This is a genomic window from Aeribacillus sp. FSL K6-8210 (assembly GCF_037963925.1).
Lineage (GTDB): Bacteria > Bacillota > Bacilli > Bacillales > Aeribacillaceae > Aeribacillus > Aeribacillus composti.
The window spans coordinates 2,831,592-2,852,691 of the sequence record NZ_CP150172.1; the positions used below are offsets into that span (position 1 = coordinate 2,831,592).

The following is a 21,100-nucleotide window of genomic DNA, read 5'->3' on the forward strand; positions in this document are numbered from 1 at the left end:
ATATACGTTATTGTTTTTATTATTAAATAAAATTAACAAACATGTAAAGAGAAGAATACGATCCTTTTGAAAAGGGGTAAAAAAAATAGAGCTGCTGCGGCTATTTTACGAGTGGATGGAAAATATTACAACTTCTAAAGTTTTTCATTTTATTGTTTAAAAAAAAAGCACCCATTAAGAGTGCTTCATTTATAGATTTGCGCCGATTAATATTTAATCAATGCTAATATATCATAGCCTTCAAGCCTTTTTCTGCCCTCAAGATAAGACAATTCAATTAAAAAGGCAATGCCGGCAACCTCTCCGCCAAGCTGTTCCACTAATTTAATGGTAGCTTCAATCGTTCCTCCAGTCGCCAGCAAATCATCGGTTATTAACACTCGCTGGCCAGGCTTAATCGCATCTTTATGAATGGTTAATGCATCTTTTCCGTACTCAAGCCCGTATTCCACCTTGATCGTTTCGCGCGGAAGCTTGCCTTCTTTTCGAACAGGTGCAAAACCAACTCCGAGAGAGTAAGCAACTGGGCAGCCGATGATAAACCCTCTTGCTTCTGGACCGACAACAATATCAATCTTCTTTTCACGCGCATATTGAACAATTTGGTCTGTTGCATATTTAAATGCTTCCCCGTTGTCCATTAATGTTGTGATATCTTTAAAAGAAATGCCCGGTTTTGGAAAATCTTCAACAATTGTCACGTATTTTTTTAAATCCATCACTCGTCCTCCTCGGTTGTTTACCATTCATGAACTTGTAAAAATTTATCGGCATCTCGTTTCAAGACTGCCTTTTCAAACCATTCCTTCAGTTCTTGATAAGAAGAATAGAGAAGCTGCTGTTCCAGTTTCATTTGATCCAGCTTCTGCTGATATGTTCCGGATTCTGATAAATCCCGTTTTTTCACCTTTTTGTTTAATGTAATCACACCATTGTTTATTGTAACAAATTCAAGTTCAAAAAACACCTTTGTCATAAAAAAGATCGTTTCTTTTGTCCAGCCACGGTATTTGGCTAAATCTTCCCCATATTTTTTGTAATCGAAAGAATTTTTTTTCGTTAAGAATGCGTAATACCATTTAAAATGCTCTCTTGTCGGCATTGTTTGAAAAAAGTGGTCTGCGTGCTGATAAAAAATAGCATAAATTCTTTCAGGCATTCCTTGCTCAAATGCTGAAACAAGAAATTCGATTGCCGGGGGCATATCGAGAAATACAACATACTTATTGGAAACATCTATATTTTTGTAATCCTTTATTTCTGATATTATATGAATTTCATGAATGTACGGTTGATCTTTATATAATTTTATAGATTCTTCATGAAAGGCGATCAGCAATCGTTTTTCAGCAGGAAGTTTAGAGAGCAAAGCCTCCGTTCCTCTTGAACCTCGCCAATCAAAAAGCTGCCACGCTGGCACGGCAAGGTCTTGAAGCAATAGCTGCGGCTTTTTTACATAATTCCATTCGTTGATCGCAAGCTCACCGACAATAGAAACGTTTGCGAAAGGAGATATTTCTTCTGCCAATTCTCCCTGTCCAAAGCCGACGACATCTAATTCAAATTCCTTCTCCTCAATCTTCATTTTCAAATGATTTCCGTTTACCCCAATTTTTCTAACATCTGCCGCATTGACATTCTCTAGTAAAAAGAGCGGCTTCGGATTATCGACTCCGAAAGGGGCAAGCTTCTCCAGCTCTTCGACTGCTTTTATTGTGACATGCTCCAATGAACAGGCACATTCAATGTTTTTTACAGGAATAAAATCTTCATCTGAAAGCTGACTATTTGCAAGATCGATCATTTTTTGGCGCAACTCGTCAATATGCTCTGCTTTCAGCGTCATGCCAGCAGCCATCGTATGGCCTCCAAAATGAGGGAGAAGCTCCCTGCATTCCGATAAGTTTTTAAATAGATCAAACCCTTGAATGCTTCGCGCAGACCCTTTGGCAAGACCTGTCTCACGATCAATGCTCAACACGATGGCAGGACGGTAAAATTTTTCGACCAATCTGGAAGCAACGATTCCGATCACTCCAGAATTCCAGTTTTCTTTTGCGACGACTAAAACAGGATTGTCTTCGATTGGAAAATTTTTTTCAATTTCCTTAATCGCTTCGTCCGTTATCTCTTGTACAAGCTTCTGCCTTTGTTTATTTAATTGATCGATTTCCTTAGCAAGCATATCAGCTTTTTCTTCATCATCTGTCAACAACAATTCAACGGCAGGATCGGCTTCTTTCAGCCTCCCTGCCGCATTGATTCTCGGTCCTAAAACAAATCCTATCGTTTCCTCATTTACGGAAGATTTGTCCACTCCAGCAATGGAAAGAAGCGAATTTATGCCAGGTCTTGTCGTCGTTTTTAATTTTTCAATCCCTTTTTTCGCAAGAAGCCGATTTTCTCCGTATAGAGGTACTAAATCAGCAATTGTTCCAATGGCTGCGATCTCTATCAGAGATTCTGGAACCTTTCCATAAAGGGCATGGGCCATTTTAAAAGCAACGCCTACACCTGCCAGCTCCTTAAAAGGATATGTTGAATTTGGCAATTTCGGATGAATGATCGCATACGCATCAGGCAAAACAGGCCCCGGTTCATGATGGTCTGTGATAATGAGGTCGATTCCAAGCCTTTTGGCTAAATCCGCTTCATTGATTGCCGCGATGCCGGTATCAACTGTTATAATCAGCCTGCATCCTTTTTCATGAATCATTCGGAAAGCATGTTCGTTTGGCCCGTATCCTTCTGAAAATCGATTCGGTATGTAAAAATCGACGTTTGCCCCCAATTCCTTTAATGCCGTCAACAGGACGGCAGTGCTGGAAACGCCGTCCGCATCATAATCACCGTATACGACAATCTTTTCACCAGCGCGGATTGCTGCAAAAATACGCTCACATGCCCGCTCCATCCCATCCAACAAAAAAGGATCATGAAATGAAGGTTCCTTTATATGTAAAAACTCTTTTGCTTCTTCAACATTTTGAATGCCGCGATTCACAAGTAATCGAGCAGTCAAATATGTAATATTCAAAGAGTCGATTAATGCTCGAACAGCCTCTTCGTTGGACTCATCCCTATATAAACGATTCCAACGAAATTTAGATCTCAGCATGATTTCACCCCTCAACTTCTCCTATTATACAGAACGAAATGAAATGTTTTCAAACACTATTTTTAAGGTTATGTTTCTTCATAAGAAAGAGAGGGGCTGTCCGATGAGTTCCTAAAATGAAGGAGTTTGGAGAAATACATTGTGAAGGACAAAAATAATCGAATAAAATTTGTAAATGTCCTTCATAGAAGCAATGAAGTCCAACTGGAATAAATTGTATGCGCTGAATGTCCATCATAAAACTTTTGGAGAACGTAATGAAGAAAGAGAGCATAAGAAGGGGGATGTCTAATAAGTCGTTTTTACGGCTTATTGACGCTCCCATTAATGTTTTAGAAATGTTGATATATCGGTGTTTATGATTTTTTGTTTTCAATGGCGATTTGACTTTCAAAGACAGCCCCTAAACACAAGATAGGAAAAATAGTCTGTCCGATAAATCCCTAAAATGAAGGAGCCCCAAAAAGTCAGTTAACCCTGACTTTTTGGACAGCCCCTTCGAACTTTTACAGCGGCTGTTCACTAGTTTTCTTTTACAGAACGTTTTTCAATTTGCTTCCATTTCCAAACGAGCCAAAGCTGGCTGGCGATAAACAAAGAGGAATAAACGCCTGCGATCAATCCAACCAACAAAGCAATCGAGAAATTTAAAATGGACGAGCTTCCGAATAAAATGAGAGCGACAACAGCAAAGATCACGGTTAAAACGGTGTTAATCGATCTTGTAAAGGTTTGCCGCAAGCTTTTGTTGACAATTTCCGCAAGCTGCTCAAATGTTTTTATTTTTTTCGCTTTTCCCATGTTTTCTTTTATACGGTCAAACGTAACAATCGTATCGTTGATCGAGTAACCAATAATCGTCAACACGGCCGCGATAAATGTAATGTCTACTTCAAGACGGGTAATGCTGAAAAAGGAAACGATAAAAAAGGCATCGTGCAATAGGGCAAGCACAGCTGCAAGCGCCATATAAAATTCAAAGCGGATGGATACATATATGATAATCCCAATGGAAGCAATTGCAACACCGATGAGAGCATTTCGCGCCAGCTCTTTTCCGACTGTTGGCGAAACCGTGCTTATATTTGGCTCTATCCCATACAGCTCTGTGAAATGTTCTTTTACATTTGAAATCGTTTCTTTATCAAATGCGCCTACAAATCGTACAACTGCTGTGCTTTTATCATTACCAGATAATACAATTTCATCCGGCTTAAGCCCGATTGATTTGAATTCTTTTTCGATTGTATCAGCCGATAGCGGCTCATTTGTCGCTAGCTCGACCCGCGTTCCACTCGTAAAATCGATGCTTAGATTCAATTTAGCAACAAAGAGGATGATGATGCCTGCGACAATTAATACACTTGATAAAACGAAAAACTTTTTCCGATGTTTAACAAAATCAATATGATCAAAGCGAGTTGGGACATCGGTATCTTTATTCGTTTTCGTAATATCCAAAATATCGCTTTTCCTCACGCCAAACCAATGCGGCTTTTTGTCAAATGCCCGGCTCTCCACGAGCAATCCGAGCAGCAATCTGCTTAAATAAATCGCCGTAAGGAAGGATATAATAATGCTGACAATGAGCATTGTCGCAAAGCCTTTTACAGAGCTTGTTCCAAAAATAAACAAAACAACAGCTGCGAGTATTGTCGTAACATTGGCATCAAAAATGGTTAAAAGCGATCTTTTGTTTCCTGCTTTAAAAGCAGATCGGACACTTTTTCCAAGCTTTAATTCATCCTTTATTCGTTCGTCTGTAATAATGTTCGCGTCAACTGCCATCCCAACCCCTAAAATAAGGGCGGCGATCCCCGGCAATGTAAGCACCGCATGCATCCAATTGTACACAACTAAAATGAGGTATATGTATGAAACAAGCGTGATAGATGCGATCAATCCCGGCAAGCGATAGTAAAAGATCATGAACAGCATAATGAGGCCTACGCCGACGTAACCCGCATAAATGGTTGATTGCATCGCTTCTTCCCCATATTTTGCCCCGACAGAAGTTGAATAAATTTCGTGCAGCTTCACTGGCAATGCACCAGCATTCAGCAAACTTGCTAATTGCTGCGCTTCTTCTACCGTAAATTGTCCTTCAATCGTGACGGTAGTCGTATCAAACACTTCATTTACGTACGGATCGGACAAAAATTTCGGATTCGCTTTTGCTGCTTCTTTTTTATACGAGTCGCCTTCTTCCCAATCAAGCCATATGATCAGCTTATTTTCAGGCGCCATTTTTACTATTTTCTCTGTCACTTCTTTAAATTTTTTCGCATCCTTTAGCTCAACGACAACGTTCGGTTTACCGTTTTGGTCAAATGATTGCTTGGCACCGCCTTGCACTAAGTCTGAACCGTTTAGTAATTCTTTGTCATTGACATCACGAAAGGTCAGCTCTGCCTGCGTCGACAAAATTTTCCGAGCTTCAGTCTGATCCGTCACGCCTGCAAGCTGAACGCGAATTCGGTCATTCCCTTCTATTTGGATATTTGGTTCGCTCACTCCAAGAGCATTCGCCCTTTTGTCCAGCGCTTCAACTGCACTTAAAAGGGCTTGACGGTCAATTTTATCTCCTTTATTTACCGGCTTCACTTCATATAAAACTTCAAAGCCGCCTTTTAAATCAAGACCAAGCGTAATGCCTTCTACGATTGGTTTTGTCGTTGCGCCAGTCAAACCTAAAAGGGCGAAAACAATGATAAAAAATGATATAATTCGGCCTTTTTTTGCCATGTTGATCCTCCTCAAGCTTATATGCGAAACATCGCCTTATCATCTTTAGGTTAATTCTTTTAATATTTCTTGTCCTTCTTTACTATCTAACCATTTTGCATCTTTCATAAACTCAATGGTCGTATAATTCATGAAATCGGACACTTTCACTGACATAATCCCTTCTACTAACCGATGTACTCTGACACCCTCAATTTTTTTCCATTTTTTTCTTTTCAAAAAAGCCCACAATTCATCCTCTGTCATTTTATCGTATCCATACAGCCGGAATTCTTCGAGCTTGCTTTTCAAAAACGGCCTTAAATACTTGCGATAGGCATCTACCGAATAGTTCTCCACTTTTATGCTCCTTTCTTAAAAGGTTGTCATGCCTGTACTTCGAGTCTGCATATAGTAATTGTATATGATATCAAGTTTTTTGAGAAGGCAGGGAGAAAAATGCCGAAGCAAACCTTTTTAAAAGGAATGCTCATTTTAATGACGGCAGGCCTCATCACAAGAATTCTCGGTTTTATTAATCGAATTGTCATAGCCAGAATGATTGGAGAAGAAGGGGTTGGCCTCTACATGATGGCGATGCCTACGTTTGGCCTTGTCGCAGCAGCTACACAGCTCGGTTTGCCGGTTGCCATCTCCAAGCTGGTCGCGGAAGCGGATGCAAAAGGAGACAGCAAAAAGGAAAAAAAAATACTGGTTGTATCTTTAACAATTACGTGCAGTTTAAGCATTATCATCGCACCGCTTGTGTTGTTTTCCGCCTCATATATTTCTGAAACATTGCTTACAGACCCAAGAACATTCTTTCCTTTGATTTCCATCACTCCTGTAATTCCTATTATTGCTGTATCCTCTGTTTTGAGAGGCTACTTTCAAGGAAAACAAAACATGACGCCTGCGGCATTCTCCCAGGTGCTTGAGCAAGCGGTCAGAATCGCCTTTATTGCCGTTTGTACAAAAGCTATGCTGCCTTACGGAATCGAATATGCAGCCGCTGGCGCCTTTGTTGCGGCAGCAATTGGAGAACTTGCTTCCTTACTTTACTTACTAATAGCGTTCCGTTTCAAAAAGCAAATTCGAGTGAGAAAATCGTTTTTCCGTTCGTTAAAAAAGGGAAAAGAAACATTCAGTCAGCTCATGAAAATTGCCCTGCCGACAACCGGCAGCCGATTTATCGGCAACATTTCATGGTTTCTCGAACCGATCGTTGTTTCACACAGTTTACTGATCGCCGGCGTTCATTCATCTTTAGCTACAAAACAATATGGGGAATTGACGGGGTATGCGCTTCCTTTATTAATGCTTCCCTCTTTCATCACTTTTTCGCTGTCAACATCATTAGTGCCCGCATTAAGCGAAGCGATTGCCCAAAAAAGGATTCGATTAGCAGAATATCGGCTGAGGCAAGCTTTAAGGCTCTCGCTTGTTACAGGCGGACTAGCAGTTGTTATTTTATACGTGTACGCTGAACCGATCATGATCTTTATGTATGGAAATGCTCAATCTGCCATCTATGTGAAAGTTATGGCTCCTTTTTTCATCTTTTATTATTTCCAAGGTCCACTGCAAGCAGCATTGCAAGCATTAAATTTAGCAAAAGCAGCGATGACCAACAGTTTAATTGGTTCCATTTTAAAAACAGCGCTCATTTTTGTTTTCGCAACTAGGCCGCAGCTCGGCATTATCGGCGCAGCTCTTGCCATTATAAGCGGGTTTATGATCGTTACTCTTCTTCATTATGCAACGGTGCTGAAAGTGTTTAAGTTCACAATTTATTTAAGAGACTATGTTCTATCTTTTGCAGCCATTTTCTTAACAGGTTGGATCTCCTATCATATTTACGATATCTTATTGGAACAACTGCATTTGCTGCCAAAGTTAATGTATGCATGCATGATCACAACAGTTATTTACAGTCTGTTTCTTATCATCTTTCGACTAGTCGAAAAGGAAGAAGTAAAGCGAATTCCCCTAATCGGTCCGTATATAGCAATCTTTATTCCGATGCAGAAAAATCGTTAAAATCTATCCGTTTCATTCCTTTCACCCTGATCTGGCAATTTTAATTCTAAATCTTTTTTTTATGAATATGCTTGTATAAAAGTGATTACCCTTGTACGGGTGAACATGGGAGGAGATGAATGGATGATTGAAGCAAAGCGGTGGGGGAAAGCTGTATTTTACGGTGTTTTTACCATTTTGATCATTGCTTTGATTTCCAGTTTTCTTTTATCTATTTTATTACGATTTACTAGTTTAACAGAAGATTCGCTCTTTTGGGTCATCACATCTATAAGTTTTTTAGCCGTTTTTATCGGAGGTTTTATAGCTGGCGGAAAAGGTAAAGAAAAAGGGTGGCTTTTAGGCGGTGCGACAGCGGTTGCTTACACGGGAATTGTGTTGTTGTTTCAATTTTTAGGTTACGGAAAAACGCTTTCGCTAGAATCGCTATTATATCACGGTGGATTTTTAATCACTTCAATAGTTGGAGGAATGCTGGGAGTCAATATTTCGTCGCCAAAACGGCAGGCTTAAAAAGAAAAAGGCTGACATTTAAGTCAGCCCTGTTTTTTGTAGAACTATGATTGTTCTACGACTTCTCTCACAGCATTTCGGTCAAAAGTTAAGCGGGAGCCGTCTCCCGTACGGATGACGATTTTATCTTCATCCAATGAATCAACCGTCCCATGCAAACCGCCAATCGTTACGATTTTATCACCCTTCTTCAAGTTTGCCTGCATGTCACGGATTTGCTTTTGCCTTTTTTGCTGAGGTCTGATCAACAAAAAGTAAAAAATAGCAATCATCAGCACAAAAGGCAGCACTGTTGCTACAAAATTCTCCGACATTTCTTCACCCCTTTCTAAGCATTAAAAGTTTTTCGCATTTGGTTTATTGAATCCGTACCGTTCAAAAAATTCTTCTCGGAAATCTCCTAAACGGTCTTCACGGATTGATTCCCTAATCTGCTCCATTAATTTTATCAAAAAATAGAGATTATGGTAAGATGTTAATCGAATCCCAAATGTTTCATTGCTTTTAATTAAATGTCTGATATAAGCACGTGAATAATTTCGGCAAACGTAGCAATCACAAGATTCATCCAATGGACCGAAATCGCGCGCATATTTCGCATTTTTTACGACAAGCCGACCTGTTGATGTCATTAAGGTGCCGTTGCGCGCAATTCTAGTAGGAAGCACGCAATCAAACATATCAATGCCCCGAATCGCTCCATCTATCAGTGAATCTGGAGAACCGACCCCCATCAAATAACGAGGTTTGTCACTTGGCAATAAAGGCACGGTAAATTCTAGCACACGATTCATCACTTCTTTCGGTTCACCGACAGAAAGACCACCAACCGCATATCCCGAAAAATCAAGCGAGACAAGATCGCGTGCGCTTTGCTTCCGCAAGTTTTCATATTCGCCGCCTTGTACAATTCCAAACATCCCTTGTTCATTTTCTCTTTTATGAGCTGCTAGACAGCGTTCAGCCCATCTGGAGGTTCGTTCTACAGATTGTTTCATATAATCAAATGATGCCGGGTAAGGCGGGCATTCGTCAAATGCCATTATAATATCTGATCCGAGAGCATTTTGGATTTCAGTTGCTTTTTCTGGAGATAAAAACAGCTTGTCCCCGTTTAAATGATTGCGAAAATATACTCCCTCTTCTTCAATTCGCCGGAATTCGCTTAAGCTGAACACTTGAAATCCGCCGGAGTCGGTTAAAATCGCTCCATCCCAATTCATAAAAGAATGGAGACCTCCTGCCTCCTTAACGATATCTTCCCCTGGTCTGAGCCATAAATGGTATGTATTGCTCAAAATGATTTTTGCGCCAATTTCTTTTAATTCCTCCGGTGACATAGTTTTGACGGTCGCCAATGTTCCCACAGGCATAAACACCGGAGTTTCAAACGAACCGTGAGGTGTATGTACGATTCCAAGGCGGGCGCCTGTTTGTTTGCATGTTTTGATCAATTCATATCGAATAGGTGGCTTATTCAATGATAGCCCCTCCTTTATTCAGTGTACCTCTATTCTGTTTCAAATAATCAGCATGGCATCTCCAAAGCTGAAAAAACGGTATTTTTCCTTTATAGCCTCCTCATACGCGCGAAGAATTGTTTCTCTTCCAGCCAGCGCACTGACAAGCATGATCAGAGAAGACTTAGGAAGATGAAAATTTGTAACGAGTCCGTCTATTCCTTTAAAATTGTAGCCCGGATAAATAAAAATGTCTGTCCAACCGCTTTCTTCGACAAATTTGCCTCCATGTTTTCCAGCAATTGTTTCCAGCGTTCTTGTTGAAGTCGTACCGACTGCGATAATACGTCCTCCCTTTTCTCTTACTTCATTTAATAAGCGGGCCGTTCCCTCTGTCATTTGATAAAATTCCGCATGCATTTTATGTTCTGTAATGTTTGTGCTGCTGACTGGACGAAATGTCCCAAGCCCAACATGCAGCGTTATAAAAGCGATATGAATCCCTTTATTTTTTATATTTTCGAGTATTTCATCCGTGAAATGCAAACCTGCAGTCGGTGCAGCTGCTGAACCAATTTCTCGGGAATAAACGGTTTGATATCGTTCTTTATTATCAAGCTGCTCTTTAATGTATGGCGGCAATGGCATTTCCCCAAGCTGATCCAAAATTTCCAAAAAAATGCCTTCATATTGAAATTCAATGATTCTACCGCCGTGTTCAAGAGTTCCTACACATGTTCCTTTTAAAAGGCCGTTTCCGAAATTTAATGTTGTCCCTACTTTGACTCGCTTTGAAGGTTTTACAAGGGTTTCCCAAACATTCCCTTCTTTTTCTTTTAGCAATAAAACTTCCACTTTGGCCCCGGTTTCTTCTTTCACCCCGTACAATCTGGCCGGCATGACCCGCGTATCATTTAAAACAAGGCAATCACCCGGAGATACATACTCAATTAAGCTTTTAAATCTGCTGTGCGTAATATCTCCGCTTTTTTTATCAACAATCATTAATCTTGAAGCATCCCTCTCCTTCAACGGAGTTTGAGCAATCAGTTCCTCTGGCAATTCGAAGTCAAATAATTCGATATTCATCCTGTTCACCTAGCTTCTGTCCATTATTTAAACCGTCCTAAAAAAGAAAAAATGAACGTTAAAAGCAAACTAATGACAATGCATGTGACAATCGGAAAGAAGAAGGTGAAATTTCCTTTTTTTACTACGATATCTCCTGGCAGTCTTCCGACAACTTGCATAAATAAGCCGATAAAAAGCAAAATACCGCCAAGCACCATCAATAGCTTTGGAAATTCCGTCATCTTTTCGGCACCTCCATTTGAAAATGTTTATACACAAGATCTGTTACTATTCTTCCCCTCGGTGTTCGCCGAATAAAACCGATTTGCAATAAATACGGTTCATAAACATCTTCAATTGTGTGCGCTTCTTCACCGATTGTCGCTGAAATGGTCTCAATTCCAACGGGTCCTCCTTGGAATTTTTCAATGATCCCTAAAAGAAGTTTATGATCGATATGATCCAATCCAAGTTTATCCACTTGCAAACGCTCCAAGGCGTCTTCAGCAAGATGGGCGCTGATTTTTTCAAATCCGAGCACTTGCGCAAAATCCCTGACCCTTTTAAGAAGTCTGTTCGCAATTCTTGGCGTTCCCCGCGATCTTCTGGCTATTTCAACGGCTGCCTCCTCTTCAATCTCGATATTTAACAGATTGGCCGTTCGTTTGACTATCTTTGAGAGCTCGTGCTCTTGATAATATTCCAAGCGGCTTAACACACCAAATCGATCCCTTAAAGGAGCAGTTAATAAGCCAACTCTAGTTGTTGCACCAACAAGTGTAAACGGTGGCAGATCCAACCTGAGCGTGCGGGCGCTTGATCCTTTTCCAATGACGATATCTATACAAAAATCTTCCATCGCTGGGTACAAGACTTCTTCGATCGAACGATGCAGCCGGTGAATTTCATCAATAAATAAAACATCCCCCGGTTCTAAAGAAGTGAGAATAGCCGCTAATTCTCCCGGCCGTTCAATCGCGGGCCCTGAAGTATGGCGGATATTCGTCCCCATCTCATTTGCGATAATCGTTGCAAGTGTTGTTTTCCCGAGCCCTGGAGGTCCATATAAAAGAACATGATCCAACGTTTCTTCTCTAAGCTTTGCCGCTTCAATAAATATTTTTAAGTTTTCCTTAATCTTTGATTGACCGATATATTGATCGAAAGATTGAGGACGAAGGCTGAATTCAAAATCTTTTTCTCCCGCTTCAGCTTCGCCTGCAACAATTCTTTCCTCCATTGCTATCACCTTATTTCAAAAGCAGTTTCAATGCTTTTTTCACATATTGATCAGTTGAGAGCGATTCACCTTCCAATGACGGCTTGATTTTTGCTATCTCTTTCTCACTGTATCCTAAAACTTTCAGAGCATCGATCGCTTCCATAAGCGAATGATTGCTATGTTTTTGGTCTGTTTGCACCTGATTAGCTAACATGTTGGAAGACGGTTCTGAAACGAATTCGACGAGCTTCCCTTTTAAATCTAAGATGATTTGCCTCGCTGTTTTCTTTCCGACACCAGGAAATTTTACTAAAAATGCTTCATCTTCATTTTCAATGGCCTCCACTACTTGCTTTGCATCCCCATAAGCCAGGATCGCCAGAGCACCCTTCGGACCGATTCCTGTTACGTTTAAAAGCTTGGAAAAGAGAGTCTTTTCTTCACGGCTTGAAAATCCGTACAGAGCGAGGAGATCCTCCCTTACATATTGATATGTATAAACTGTCACTTCTTTTTTTATATGTTTTTGATAGCTGAAAGGATTGGGAGTGAAAATTTGAAAGCCGATTCCGTTCCGATCGATCACAATTGAATCTATTGATATATGATCTACAACTCCGCGGATAAACTCAATCACTGCGTTCACCTCTCATCACTTAACCTATTTTAACATAAAGAACTCGCTCCGTCAGGGATAGAACTGCAAAAATAAACCGATGCAAAAAGCATCGGTCCTTTTATTTGAATTCATCAGCAGAATAAGCTTTAAAGGTATTGATGACATTTAAATAATTCTCTTTATTTTTTACGGGAATTCCTCTTTTTAGTTGCAGGTGGCGATAGCTTTCCAGTTTTTTTATATCGATCTGGAAAAAAGACTGAATGACTTCATTGTCTGCGTCAGGCTTCCCGTTAAAAATCGACAAAGTCCCGTCTTCCATAATACCGAAAAAACCATTTGTTTTTAATAAAGGAGAGAGGTCATCAATTTGCTTTTGAAAGACAATTTCGTCGCCATCCTGACGAACAACCTGCCAATCTTGATATTTCGCAATTACATCTGCGATAGAATGATGATGTTCTGTTTTGACCTCTTCGCTCACTTCGCCATCAAGATAAACTCTTCTCAAGATGACTTCAACTGTCGAGGAATGATGATTCGCATTTGCGAAAGATGCTTCAGGATGGAAATGACAAAAAGCTAAGATCATCAAAGTATAACAAAAGAGGCAAAATACCTTTTTCACATGCCACCACTCCTGAACTTATAACACATTTGTTTTTATTTATTGTAGCCATCATGAGAAGTTTTAACCCTTAGTCCTGATTCTTCATCTTATTACATATTATGGCAACTACCTTGTATATCATGGCATGCTTGTATATTAATACGTTTCAATTAGAAAAAGTAAAATGGATAACTTAACAATTTCATTTTTTCGGCTGTTAGATTTTTTAATCGTTAATATCAATAAATTTTCAATCACTCATCTTCCTGCATATTATGGAAGACTTCTTGGACATCGTCGTCATCTTCAAGGACATCGATTAATTTGTACATTTTTTCAGCTGTTGTTTCATCTAGTTGCGTGTACGTTTGAGGAATCCATGTGATTTCCGCTGTTTCCAGTTTATATCCTTTTTCTTCTAAAGCGGTTTTTACATTATTCAAATTTTCAGGAGCGGTATAAATTTCAAACGCCTCACCAGACGCTTCTAATTCTTCTGCTCCAGCGTCAATTGCTTCAAGAAACAAGTCATCCTCTTCAATTCCGTTACCATCAATAACAATATATCCCTTTCGTTCGAACATATAGGATACACAACCAGTTTCTCCTAAGTTTCCTCCGTTTTTATTAAAGGCAGTGCGAACACTTGTTGCTGTACGGTTTTTATTGTCCGTCAGACATTTTACCATTACAGCGACACCGCCGGGGCCATATCCTTCATATGTAATTTCTTCATAGTTGGCTCCATCTTGGCTGCCGGTCGCTTTTTTAATTGCTCGTTCTATATTATCGTTCGGCATGTTGGCAGCTTTAGCCTTGTCAATGGCAAGTCTGAGGCTAGGATTCGCGTCAGGATCTCCTCCGCCTTGTTTAGCCGCAACATAAATTTCTTTTGCCAATTTCATAAAAATTTTGCCCCGCTTCGCATCTTGGGCATTTTTTCTTCTTTGAATATTTTTCCATTTAGAATGTCCTGCCATTCTAAAAATCCCCTCTCATAAACAAATCTCGATTTTTAATATAACATATTTTATTTAGCGGGAAAAATTGTTCTTCACAAAAGAAACAGGGAGGAGTTCTCCCTGTCTCGTTAGCGGTTATTTCCGTCAAAAGGCTCTGTTACTGCTTCTCCAATATCATTGAATAGACGTTGGATATCTTCCCCTACATCCGTACCGTTATTCAAGTTATTATTAATGTTTCGCACGCGAGTAAAAGTTTCCTCGTCTGTTACAATATGGATGCTTTTATTTCCAGCCAGTCTTGATACAACTCGTTTGGCTCGATTTTTTACGTTCTGTTCGTTTCGATCAGTTGTATTGATCGCTACTACAACCCTGTCATTTGTTACGAGCGTATCAACATCCTGCACGTTTTTCAGCCGGCTTACCTGATCAGAAATTCGTTCGGCTAATTGAGCATTATTCGAGCCCACATCTCGTAAATGATTATGATAATTGACATCGCTTCTTTGGAAGCCGTTGTTTCTTCTATCGTTGACTGTCAGCGAGCGGTCTCTATTGCGGTCATTTGCATCGCGGAGCATATCATTGTCATCCATTCCGCCGTCAAACATTTCAGTGATCGGTCCATCATTATCAACGTAATCAAAATTGCGATCCCGATCAGCTGAATAGTAGCCAATTGGTGCTGCACCATTTCGATCACGGTCATCCAATGCACCATTATTGTTGTTGCACGCCGCAAGACCAATTGTCATAAAAGAAAGGGCAATAGCTGCGGAAACTGATTTTCTCAATGAAAAAACCCCCTGAAAAACAATTTGAGCATAATAGCTCATCAATAGCTTGTTCTATCAGGGGAGGTTTATTGCTGTTAGTTCCCGGCAATTAATTAAAATTTTGGCGGTGCTGCCGCTAAATTTCGTTTATGCTCAGAACGTCTATGCAGCGCTTCAATGATTTCTTTATCTTTCTCAGGAATTTCCTCTCCCTTTAAAAATCTGTCAATCATATCATATGTTGTTCCCATTTCGTTTTCATCCGTTTGTCCTTCCCACAAACCGGCGCTTGGAGCTTTATTAATAATTTCATCCGGAACTCCTAAAATTTTTGCCATTTCCCTTACTTCGCCTTTTGTAAAATGTACAAGAGGAACAAGGTCTACACCGCCGTCTCCGTATTTCGTAAAATAGCCCGTATACCATTCAGCTGCATTATCTGTGCCAACAACCATGTAACGATAATTGTTTGCCACAGCGTATAATGTTGTCATTCTGAGCCGCGCGCGCGTATTCGCGTCGCCTAATCTTGCTGCTTCTTCATTCCAATCGTTTTTAGCTTGAATATTTTTTTGAATGGCGTGAAAAAGCGTTTCATGAGTTTCGGTCAAGTCGATCACCATATAATCAATGTTGCAGCTTTTTACTACTTTTAAAGCATCTTCTTGATCTTTCGGATTGCTTTTACATGGCATGATTAGGCCAAGCGAATGCTCAGGAAACGCTCGCTTAATGAGATGAGCAACTACGGCGGAATCTATTCCCCCGCTTATTCCGACAATTGCACCGTTTAATCCTGCGTTTTTTACTTGATTTTGAAGCCATTCGATTAATTTTGCAATTTTTTCCTGCATTATGTCATGCACCTTCCTTAGCATCATTTCTTTTTATTATCCATTGTATCATATTGTGTTTTACGAAAAATAAATCATGTCATGAAATTTTCAAAGAAAAAAGAGACGATTTTTATCATCGTCTCCAATAAAATTAATCTTCATCTTCTTCATCTTGCGGTGCAACGAACTGGTTATAATCATAGTAAGGCACAGCATAAGGGTAATGCGGTATTCCATATGGTACAAATGGAGCCGCTCGATATCCATAAGGTACAGGACCTCCGCAGCCGCAGTCATCCTGATGACTCGGAAAAGCTCCAGTATGAGGTATATTCTCTGCAAATTCTTGATTTTCCGCCGCCTCCGGGCTTACCCATTGACCGTGCGGCATTCCATAAGGTGCAGCATAAGGTGTCGGCGCCAATCCTGATCCTGGATATACAGGAGATACCGGATGGCATCCTAAGAATGGAAACGGTGGACAAAGAACAGGATATGGTACATATGGAACTACGGGTTGCGGACTGTATTGTATTGGTGAAACGTTTGGCGGAATGTTAGGTGCAACATTAGGCGGAATATTGGGCGGAATATTAGGTGCAACGTTTTCGTAACCATACGCTTCATCATATTCATCATCATCAAAATCTTCGCCATATTGTTGTGGGCTTACAAATTGATTCGGGGCAGGGTTCGGAATATTTGGCCAGACAGGCGCGTAATAAGGCTGCCATTGGGCTCCATAATATGGATTGACATTCGAAAATTGCGGATTCGTCATATCTTTGTTGTCCTCCTCTTTATTTTCTTCTCCTTTACCCAAAACTTCATGAAACACATTTTCAGGCTTTTTCGGAAGCTGCGGTTTGGAATCTTTTGAAGCATAGGGATGCGTTGGAGCCTTTTCCGCTTCTTCATGGATATTCATCATCGGCATATTGAGCATAAAATAATTGCTTACATCAGTTTTTTTCGGATAGTAAGGCTGATAAACTTTTGGAACGGGAGGCACATATGGCTTAGACGGCTTCTCCTTTGCTTCCGGTTCCTCAGTCTCAATAGGAGCAACAGGTTTTTCCTCTGCAAAAGGATGTTCCTTTGCTTCCTTTTTAAAAGCTACTTTTGGCACTTCTTTCTTTAATTCATGTTTCACTTCCTTTTTAATTGGCACATCGCCAGTTGGAATTTTTATTTTCATTCCTGGCATAATAAGATCAGGATTGCTCAATTGGGAATTCAACTTTTTTAACTCCTGGAAATCGACTCCATATTTTTGAGCAATTTTCCATAGTGTATCGCCTTTTTGAACAATGTGGATTTTCACTGTTTCCCCCTCCTGTGAAAACGTACTGCCTATACAACTTTCGAATCAAAACATTCATAAATCTTCTTCATCACAACTTATGCAAATTTTAGTGGGATTATGATTTAAAAATGAAGGCTAAGAAAAACGATCCTCTTTTTTAAAAGCCAATTGATATCGATATCAGTACACAGCTGCTGATTTATGCTGCAAAAATTACAAAAATAAAAAAACCCGGGGAGGGACCCCAGGCATTCAAATTGTTCTTCGTACTTTTGCTATCCCGCATGCATATGGGCGATTTCAATATTTTTCCTTTTTATGAGCTATGATCCAGCATGCGATTTAATGCAAGAACTGCATACTCTTTAATTGCTTCATCCACAATGATTTGATTAATTATTTTTCCTTTATCGATTGATTCCAGCGCCCAAACTAAGTGGGGCAGATCAATTCGATTCATTGTTAAACACGGACACATATATGGATTTAAAGAAACGATCTCTTTGTCGGGATTATTTTGTATTAACCGATTCACTAGATTCATTTCTGTTCCGATTGCCCACTTGCTTCCTTTCGGGGAGTTTTGAATCGTATCAATAATATATTTCGTGGATCCCGAATAATCGGCCATCTGAACAACCTCAAATGTACATTCAGGATGAACGATAATTTTCATATCGGGATATTTGCTGCGAATATGTTCAATATTTTTTACTGTAAATTTCTCATGCACTGAGCAATGGCCTTTCCATAAGATGATGGCGACATCTTCCCTTGTTCCATCATAATGCAGCTTTTGTTCAATCGGATCCCAGACAGCCATCTTATTAAGGGGAATACCCAGTTTAAAGGCAGTATTTCTCCCTAAGTGCTGATCAGGTAAAAACAAAATTCTCTTTTTTTGCTTCAGCGCCCAAGCCAGCATCGTTTCAGCATTTGAGGAGGTTACCGTTGCTCCGCCATTTTTACCGACAAAAGCTTTAATCTCTGCTGATGAATTGACATATGTTAATGGCAAAATCGTGTCGTCAAAAAGCTCTTGCAGCTTGCTCCAAGCGGCTTCTGTTTGTTTGATATTTGCCATATCCGCCATCGAACAGCCAGCTCTCATATCCGGAAGAATCACCTTTTGATAAGGCGATGTCAGCATGTCTGCTGTTTCTGCCATAAAATGAACACCACAAAAGACAATATATTCGGCATCTTTTGTTTCTTGCGCTATTTGTGCCAGCTTTAACGAATCTCCTGTTACATCTGCAAATTGGATCACTTCGTCTTTTTGATAATGATGACCTGGGATCATCAGTCTTGTTCCGAATTTCTTTTTAATTTCTATCACACGGTTTTCCAATTCTTCCACAGATCGATGTTTATAATCTTCAGGCATCATTTCTGTTTTTGAAGCATCCAACAATTCAAAAAGATTCATAGCTCATTCCTCCCCGAAAAAGATAAACTAATGTCTATTGAAGGTGCTGAATGGGTAATAAACCCAAGCGATATGAAATCAACATTTGTATCTTTGTAATCCGCTAAATTTTTTAACGTAATTCCGCCTGAAGCTTCTGTAATAATGTCAGGCGGAGTCATATCAACAAATTTTTTCACTTGTTCAGGCGGGCAATTGTCAAACATGATAATATCGGGATGTACTGAAATTGCTTCTTTCAATTGCTCTTCCGTTTCAACCTCCACCTCAATTTTTACCATGTGGCCGACTCGATTTCTTACCCTTTCAACTGCTTTTGTAATCGAACCGCAAAAGGCAATATGGTTGTCTTTAATCATCACCCCGTCATATAAACCAAATCTGTGATTATATCCTCCCCCTATGCGGACAGCATACTTTTCAAACATTCTAAGCCCAGGTGTTGTTTTTCTTGTATCACAAATTTTTGTATGCGTTGAATTTAACGTCAGCACCGCTTGTTTTGTCAAAGTTGCGATCCCGCTCATTCGCTGCAGCAAATTTAACACTACGCGCTCTCCTTGTAAGATGGAACGAATAGAACCTTTTATGACGGCAATCTCTTCCCCCGCTGTCAGCTCATGTCCATCTTTTACAAACATGTGAACTTCAAGGTTGGGGTTTAACATCGAAAAAGCGGTTTTCACCACGTTTTCTCCACAAAAAACTCCGCTTTGTTTTGCTTTTATGACGCCCGATCCTCGGTCGTTTTCTGAGAAAATCGCATCGCTGGACAAATCATTGTCTCCTATGTCTTCCATAAAAAATTGCTTCAATGCCTGCTCGAGTTTTATTTGATTCATGTTTCAACCGCCCCTATCCTTTGCTCGTTTGTTTGTACAATTCGTTTTTCCAGCCATTCAGGTTTTTCCCCTGGATAATCGATCCTGAAATGGCCGCCGCGGCTTTCCTTTCGTAAAAGAGCTCCTTTAGCTATTAAATATCCGGCTGTGATCATGTTAATCCGTTCGATTTCTTCAATTGAATAACTTATAGCATTTAATGGAAAATATTTGACATATCGCTTCAGCCATGAAACAGCCCATGCCAGTTCTCCATGCGTCCGTTCGATTCCAACCCATTTTGTCAATATTTTGCGTATTTCTCCTTTTTCTGGAACCTCTGTTTTTTCATGTTCGTTCCAATGGAAATCCCCAAAACTCTCCTGTGAAGACAGCCGCTGATCCAGTATAAATTTTGCAATCCTTTTTCCGAATACAAGACCTTCTAAAAGAGAATTTGATGCTAGACGATTTGCCCCGTGGACACCGGTACACGCCAATTCGCCTACAGCATAAAGCCGATCGATATTCGTTCTGCCGACTAAATCGGTTTCAATTCCGCCCATTAAAAAATGCATGCCAGGCACTACAGGAATTTTCTTCTCGCTCAAATTTACCCGATTTTGCCGACACATCTCAGCAATCGTCGGAAAACGTTCGGAAAAAAATTGAATTTCTGAAATATCCAAATACACTTGATGTCCATCCCGATATTTACGATAAATTGCGCGGGCAACAACATCTCGAGGAGCCAAATCACCTAATGGGTGAATTTCGCTCATAAATCTTTGCCCCGTTTCATCGATCAATACAGCGCCTTCACCCCTGACCGCTTCAGAAATCAATCCTCTGCATGTCCCGTTTATATAAAGCATTGTTGGATGAAACTGTGTAAACTCCATATCGATCAGCCTGCATCCAGCCCGAAAAGCAATGGCAAGTCCGTCTCCCGTTGCGTTCGGATGATTGGATGTCCATTCATAAGCTTGACCGCAGCCGCCGGTTGCCAAAATAATATGGGGGGCTGTATAGACATGTATATTTTCATCTGCTGTTTTGGTAATAATGCCAACTGCCCTTCCGTCCTTTACAACGACATCACAAACAAACTGATATTCATTGATTGTTATCCGGTTTGTTATTTTTTTCAAAAAATGCTCTACCATTTTCCTTCCCGTCGCATCTCCTCCTGCATGGAGAATGCGGCGAAAGGAGTGCGCCCCTTCATTTCCTAAATCCACATTTCCTTGCTCGTCCTTGTCAAATGGAAAGCCCTCATCCATAAGGGATGAAATAATTTCCTTTCCTTCTTGTACGAGCAGCTCAACTGCTTCCTTTTTATTGTGGTAGCGCCCAGCATATAATGTATCTTCATAATGAAGGCAGCTATGATCATTTTCATGTATGGCACATGCAATTCCACCTTGAGCTAAATGAGAATTAGAACTAGTTTTCATCGTTTTTGTAATCATTAATATGTTCATTTTTTCACATAATTCGCTTGCAACCGTTAATGCGGCAATACCGCTTCCGACGATGATGACATCATAATGGGTCATCAACAACCCCCCTTGTAAATTTACACATGTC

General features: G+C 40.1%; 20 protein-coding genes. 2 read left to right on the top strand and 18 right to left on the bottom strand.

What is annotated here, in order from left to right; all coding sequences use genetic code 11:
* Positions 1 to 206: 206 nt before the first annotated feature.
* From NSQ41_RS13735 to NSQ41_RS13750, 4 genes are all read right to left on the bottom strand, one after another.
* Positions 207 to 719 carry an adenine phosphoribosyltransferase gene (locus tag NSQ41_RS13735; protein ID WP_063387979.1) on the bottom strand — a complete coding sequence of 171 codons (513 nt, stop codon included), beginning with the start codon at positions 717 to 719 and terminating at the stop codon, positions 207 to 209.
* 20 nt (positions 720 to 739) lie between these two features.
* The gene (recJ, locus tag NSQ41_RS13740) at positions 740 to 3,118 is read right to left on the bottom strand and encodes a single-stranded-DNA-specific exonuclease RecJ (protein ID WP_094246271.1); all 2,379 of its coding nucleotides are present in this window, start codon (positions 3,116 to 3,118) and stop codon (positions 740 to 742) included.
* A gap of 522 nt (positions 3,119 to 3,640) precedes the next feature.
* On the bottom strand, positions 3,641 to 5,863 hold the full coding sequence (secDF, locus tag NSQ41_RS13745; RefSeq protein WP_339210156.1) for a protein translocase subunit SecDF: 2,223 nt from the start codon (positions 5,861 to 5,863) through the stop codon (positions 3,641 to 3,643).
* 45 nt (positions 5,864 to 5,908) lie between these two features.
* Complete coding sequence (locus NSQ41_RS13750) at positions 5,909 to 6,202, bottom strand: post-transcriptional regulator (protein WP_066249531.1); 294 nt, start codon at positions 6,200 to 6,202, stop codon at positions 5,909 to 5,911.
* Positions 6,203 to 6,301: 99 nt separating this feature from the next.
* On the opposite strand from NSQ41_RS13750, the gene spoVB reads away from it, so the two are divergent.
* Positions 6,302 to 7,882: a stage V sporulation protein B gene (gene spoVB / locus NSQ41_RS13755; protein ID WP_339193163.1), complete on the top strand. Its 1,581-nt coding sequence runs from the start codon at positions 6,302 to 6,304 to the stop codon at positions 7,880 to 7,882.
* Positions 7,883 to 8,005: 123 nt separating this feature from the next.
* Positions 8,006 to 8,395: a TIGR04086 family membrane protein gene (locus tag NSQ41_RS13760; protein WP_066249537.1), complete on the top strand. Its 390-nt coding sequence runs from the start codon at positions 8,006 to 8,008 to the stop codon at positions 8,393 to 8,395.
* A gap of 44 nt (positions 8,396 to 8,439) precedes the next feature.
* On the opposite strand, the gene yajC is transcribed toward NSQ41_RS13760, so the two are convergent.
* The 14 genes from yajC to nadB form a co-directional block, all read right to left on the bottom strand.
* A complete protein-coding gene (gene yajC / locus NSQ41_RS13765) occupies positions 8,440 to 8,709 on the bottom strand; it encodes a preprotein translocase subunit YajC (protein ID WP_063387973.1) in 270 nt (89 codons plus the stop codon).
* Positions 8,710 to 8,730: 21 nt separating this feature from the next.
* Positions 8,731 to 9,876 carry a tRNA guanosine(34) transglycosylase Tgt gene (gene tgt / locus NSQ41_RS13770; RefSeq protein ID WP_063387972.1) on the bottom strand — a complete coding sequence of 382 codons (1,146 nt, stop codon included), beginning with the start codon at positions 9,874 to 9,876 and terminating at the stop codon, positions 8,731 to 8,733.
* 39 nt (positions 9,877 to 9,915) lie between these two features.
* Positions 9,916 to 10,944 carry a tRNA preQ1(34) S-adenosylmethionine ribosyltransferase-isomerase QueA gene (queA, locus tag NSQ41_RS13775; RefSeq protein WP_063387971.1) on the bottom strand — a complete coding sequence of 343 codons (1,029 nt, stop codon included), beginning with the start codon at positions 10,942 to 10,944 and terminating at the stop codon, positions 9,916 to 9,918.
* A 23-nt stretch (positions 10,945 to 10,967) separates the two neighbouring features.
* Positions 10,968 to 11,168 (bottom strand): DUF2905 domain-containing protein, encoded by a 201-nt coding sequence (locus NSQ41_RS13780; RefSeq protein WP_063387970.1) that lies wholly within the window; start codon positions 11,166 to 11,168, stop codon positions 10,968 to 10,970.
* A complete protein-coding gene (gene ruvB / locus NSQ41_RS13785) occupies positions 11,165 to 12,166 on the bottom strand; it encodes a Holliday junction branch migration DNA helicase RuvB (RefSeq protein WP_339210158.1) in 1,002 nt (333 codons plus the stop codon). The genes NSQ41_RS13780 and ruvB overlap by 4 nt, the downstream gene beginning before the upstream one ends.
* Before the next feature lie 10 nt (positions 12,167 to 12,176).
* The gene (gene ruvA / locus NSQ41_RS13790) at positions 12,177 to 12,785 is read right to left on the bottom strand and encodes a Holliday junction branch migration protein RuvA (RefSeq protein ID WP_066249544.1); all 609 of its coding nucleotides are present in this window, start codon (positions 12,783 to 12,785) and stop codon (positions 12,177 to 12,179) included.
* A gap of 100 nt (positions 12,786 to 12,885) precedes the next feature.
* Complete coding sequence (locus NSQ41_RS13795) at positions 12,886 to 13,395, bottom strand: BofC C-terminal domain-containing protein (protein ID WP_235600442.1); 510 nt, start codon at positions 13,393 to 13,395, stop codon at positions 12,886 to 12,888.
* Positions 13,396 to 13,631: 236 nt separating this feature from the next.
* Positions 13,632 to 14,357: a YebC/PmpR family DNA-binding transcriptional regulator gene (locus NSQ41_RS13800; protein WP_144597700.1), complete on the bottom strand. Its 726-nt coding sequence runs from the start codon at positions 14,355 to 14,357 to the stop codon at positions 13,632 to 13,634.
* Between the two features lie 110 nt (positions 14,358 to 14,467).
* A complete protein-coding gene (locus NSQ41_RS13805) occupies positions 14,468 to 15,136 on the bottom strand; it encodes a YhcN/YlaJ family sporulation lipoprotein (RefSeq protein ID WP_066249549.1) in 669 nt (222 codons plus the stop codon).
* Positions 15,137 to 15,231: 95 nt separating this feature from the next.
* Positions 15,232 to 15,972, bottom strand: coding sequence for an NAD(+) synthase (gene nadE / locus NSQ41_RS13810; RefSeq protein WP_066249550.1), 741 nt, complete (start codon positions 15,970 to 15,972; stop codon positions 15,232 to 15,234).
* Between the two features lie 133 nt (positions 15,973 to 16,105).
* Positions 16,106 to 17,278, bottom strand: coding sequence for a SafA/ExsA family spore coat assembly protein (gene safA / locus NSQ41_RS13815; RefSeq protein WP_339193169.1), 1,173 nt, complete (start codon positions 17,276 to 17,278; stop codon positions 16,106 to 16,108).
* Between the two features lie 298 nt (positions 17,279 to 17,576).
* Positions 17,577 to 18,689, bottom strand: coding sequence for a quinolinate synthase NadA (gene nadA / locus NSQ41_RS13820; RefSeq protein ID WP_327847806.1), 1,113 nt, complete (start codon positions 18,687 to 18,689; stop codon positions 17,577 to 17,579).
* Positions 18,686 to 19,531, bottom strand: coding sequence for a carboxylating nicotinate-nucleotide diphosphorylase (gene nadC / locus NSQ41_RS13825; RefSeq protein ID WP_117016761.1), 846 nt, complete (start codon positions 19,529 to 19,531; stop codon positions 18,686 to 18,688). The genes nadA and nadC overlap by 4 nt, the downstream gene beginning before the upstream one ends.
* Complete coding sequence (gene nadB / locus NSQ41_RS13830) at positions 19,528 to 21,069, bottom strand: L-aspartate oxidase (protein ID WP_339193170.1); 1,542 nt, start codon at positions 21,067 to 21,069, stop codon at positions 19,528 to 19,530. Before nadB ends, nadC begins: the two co-directional genes overlap by 4 nt.
* Positions 21,070 to 21,100 lie beyond the last annotated feature (31 nt).

Bases quoted from the DNA above. Each gene is read 5' to 3' on its own strand.
- NSQ41_RS13760 (WP_066249537.1), top strand. From the start codon at position 8,006: ATGATTGAAGCAAAGCGGTGGGGGAAAGCTGTATTTTACGGTGTTTTT.
- NSQ41_RS13735 (WP_063387979.1), bottom strand. From the start codon at position 719: ATGGATTTAAAAAAATACGTGACAATTGTTGAAGATTTTCCAAAACCG.
- queA (WP_063387971.1), bottom strand. From the start codon at position 10,944: ATGAATATCGAATTATTTGACTTCGAATTGCCAGAGGAACTGATTGCT.
- nadE (WP_066249550.1), bottom strand. From the start codon at position 15,972: ATGCAGGAAAAAATTGCAAAATTAATCGAATGGCTTCAAAATCAAGTA.
- NSQ41_RS13800 (WP_144597700.1), bottom strand. From the start codon at position 14,357: ATGGCAGGACATTCTAAATGGAAAAATATTCAAAGAAGAAAAAATGCC.
- yajC (WP_063387973.1), bottom strand. From the start codon at position 8,709: ATGTCGGAGAATTTTGTAGCAACAGTGCTGCCTTTTGTGCTGATGATT.
- spoVB (WP_339193163.1), top strand. From the start codon at position 6,302: ATGCCGAAGCAAACCTTTTTAAAAGGAATGCTCATTTTAATGACGGCA.
- NSQ41_RS13780 (WP_063387970.1), bottom strand. From the start codon at position 11,168: ATGACGGAATTTCCAAAGCTATTGATGGTGCTTGGCGGTATTTTGCTT.
- nadA (WP_327847806.1), bottom strand. From the start codon at position 18,689: ATGAATCTTTTTGAATTGTTGGATGCTTCAAAAACAGAAATGATGCCT.
- nadB (WP_339193170.1), bottom strand. From the start codon at position 21,069: ATGACCCATTATGATGTCATCATCGTCGGAAGCGGTATTGCCGCATTA.
- recJ (WP_094246271.1), bottom strand. From the start codon at position 3,118: ATGCTGAGATCTAAATTTCGTTGGAATCGTTTATATAGGGATGAGTCC.
- ruvB (WP_339210158.1), bottom strand. From the start codon at position 12,166: ATGGAGGAAAGAATTGTTGCAGGCGAAGCTGAAGCGGGAGAAAAAGAT.
- nadC (WP_117016761.1), bottom strand. From the start codon at position 19,531: ATGAATCAAATAAAACTCGAGCAGGCATTGAAGCAATTTTTTATGGAA.
- secDF (WP_339210156.1), bottom strand. From the start codon at position 5,863: ATGGCAAAAAAAGGCCGAATTATATCATTTTTTATCATTGTTTTCGCC.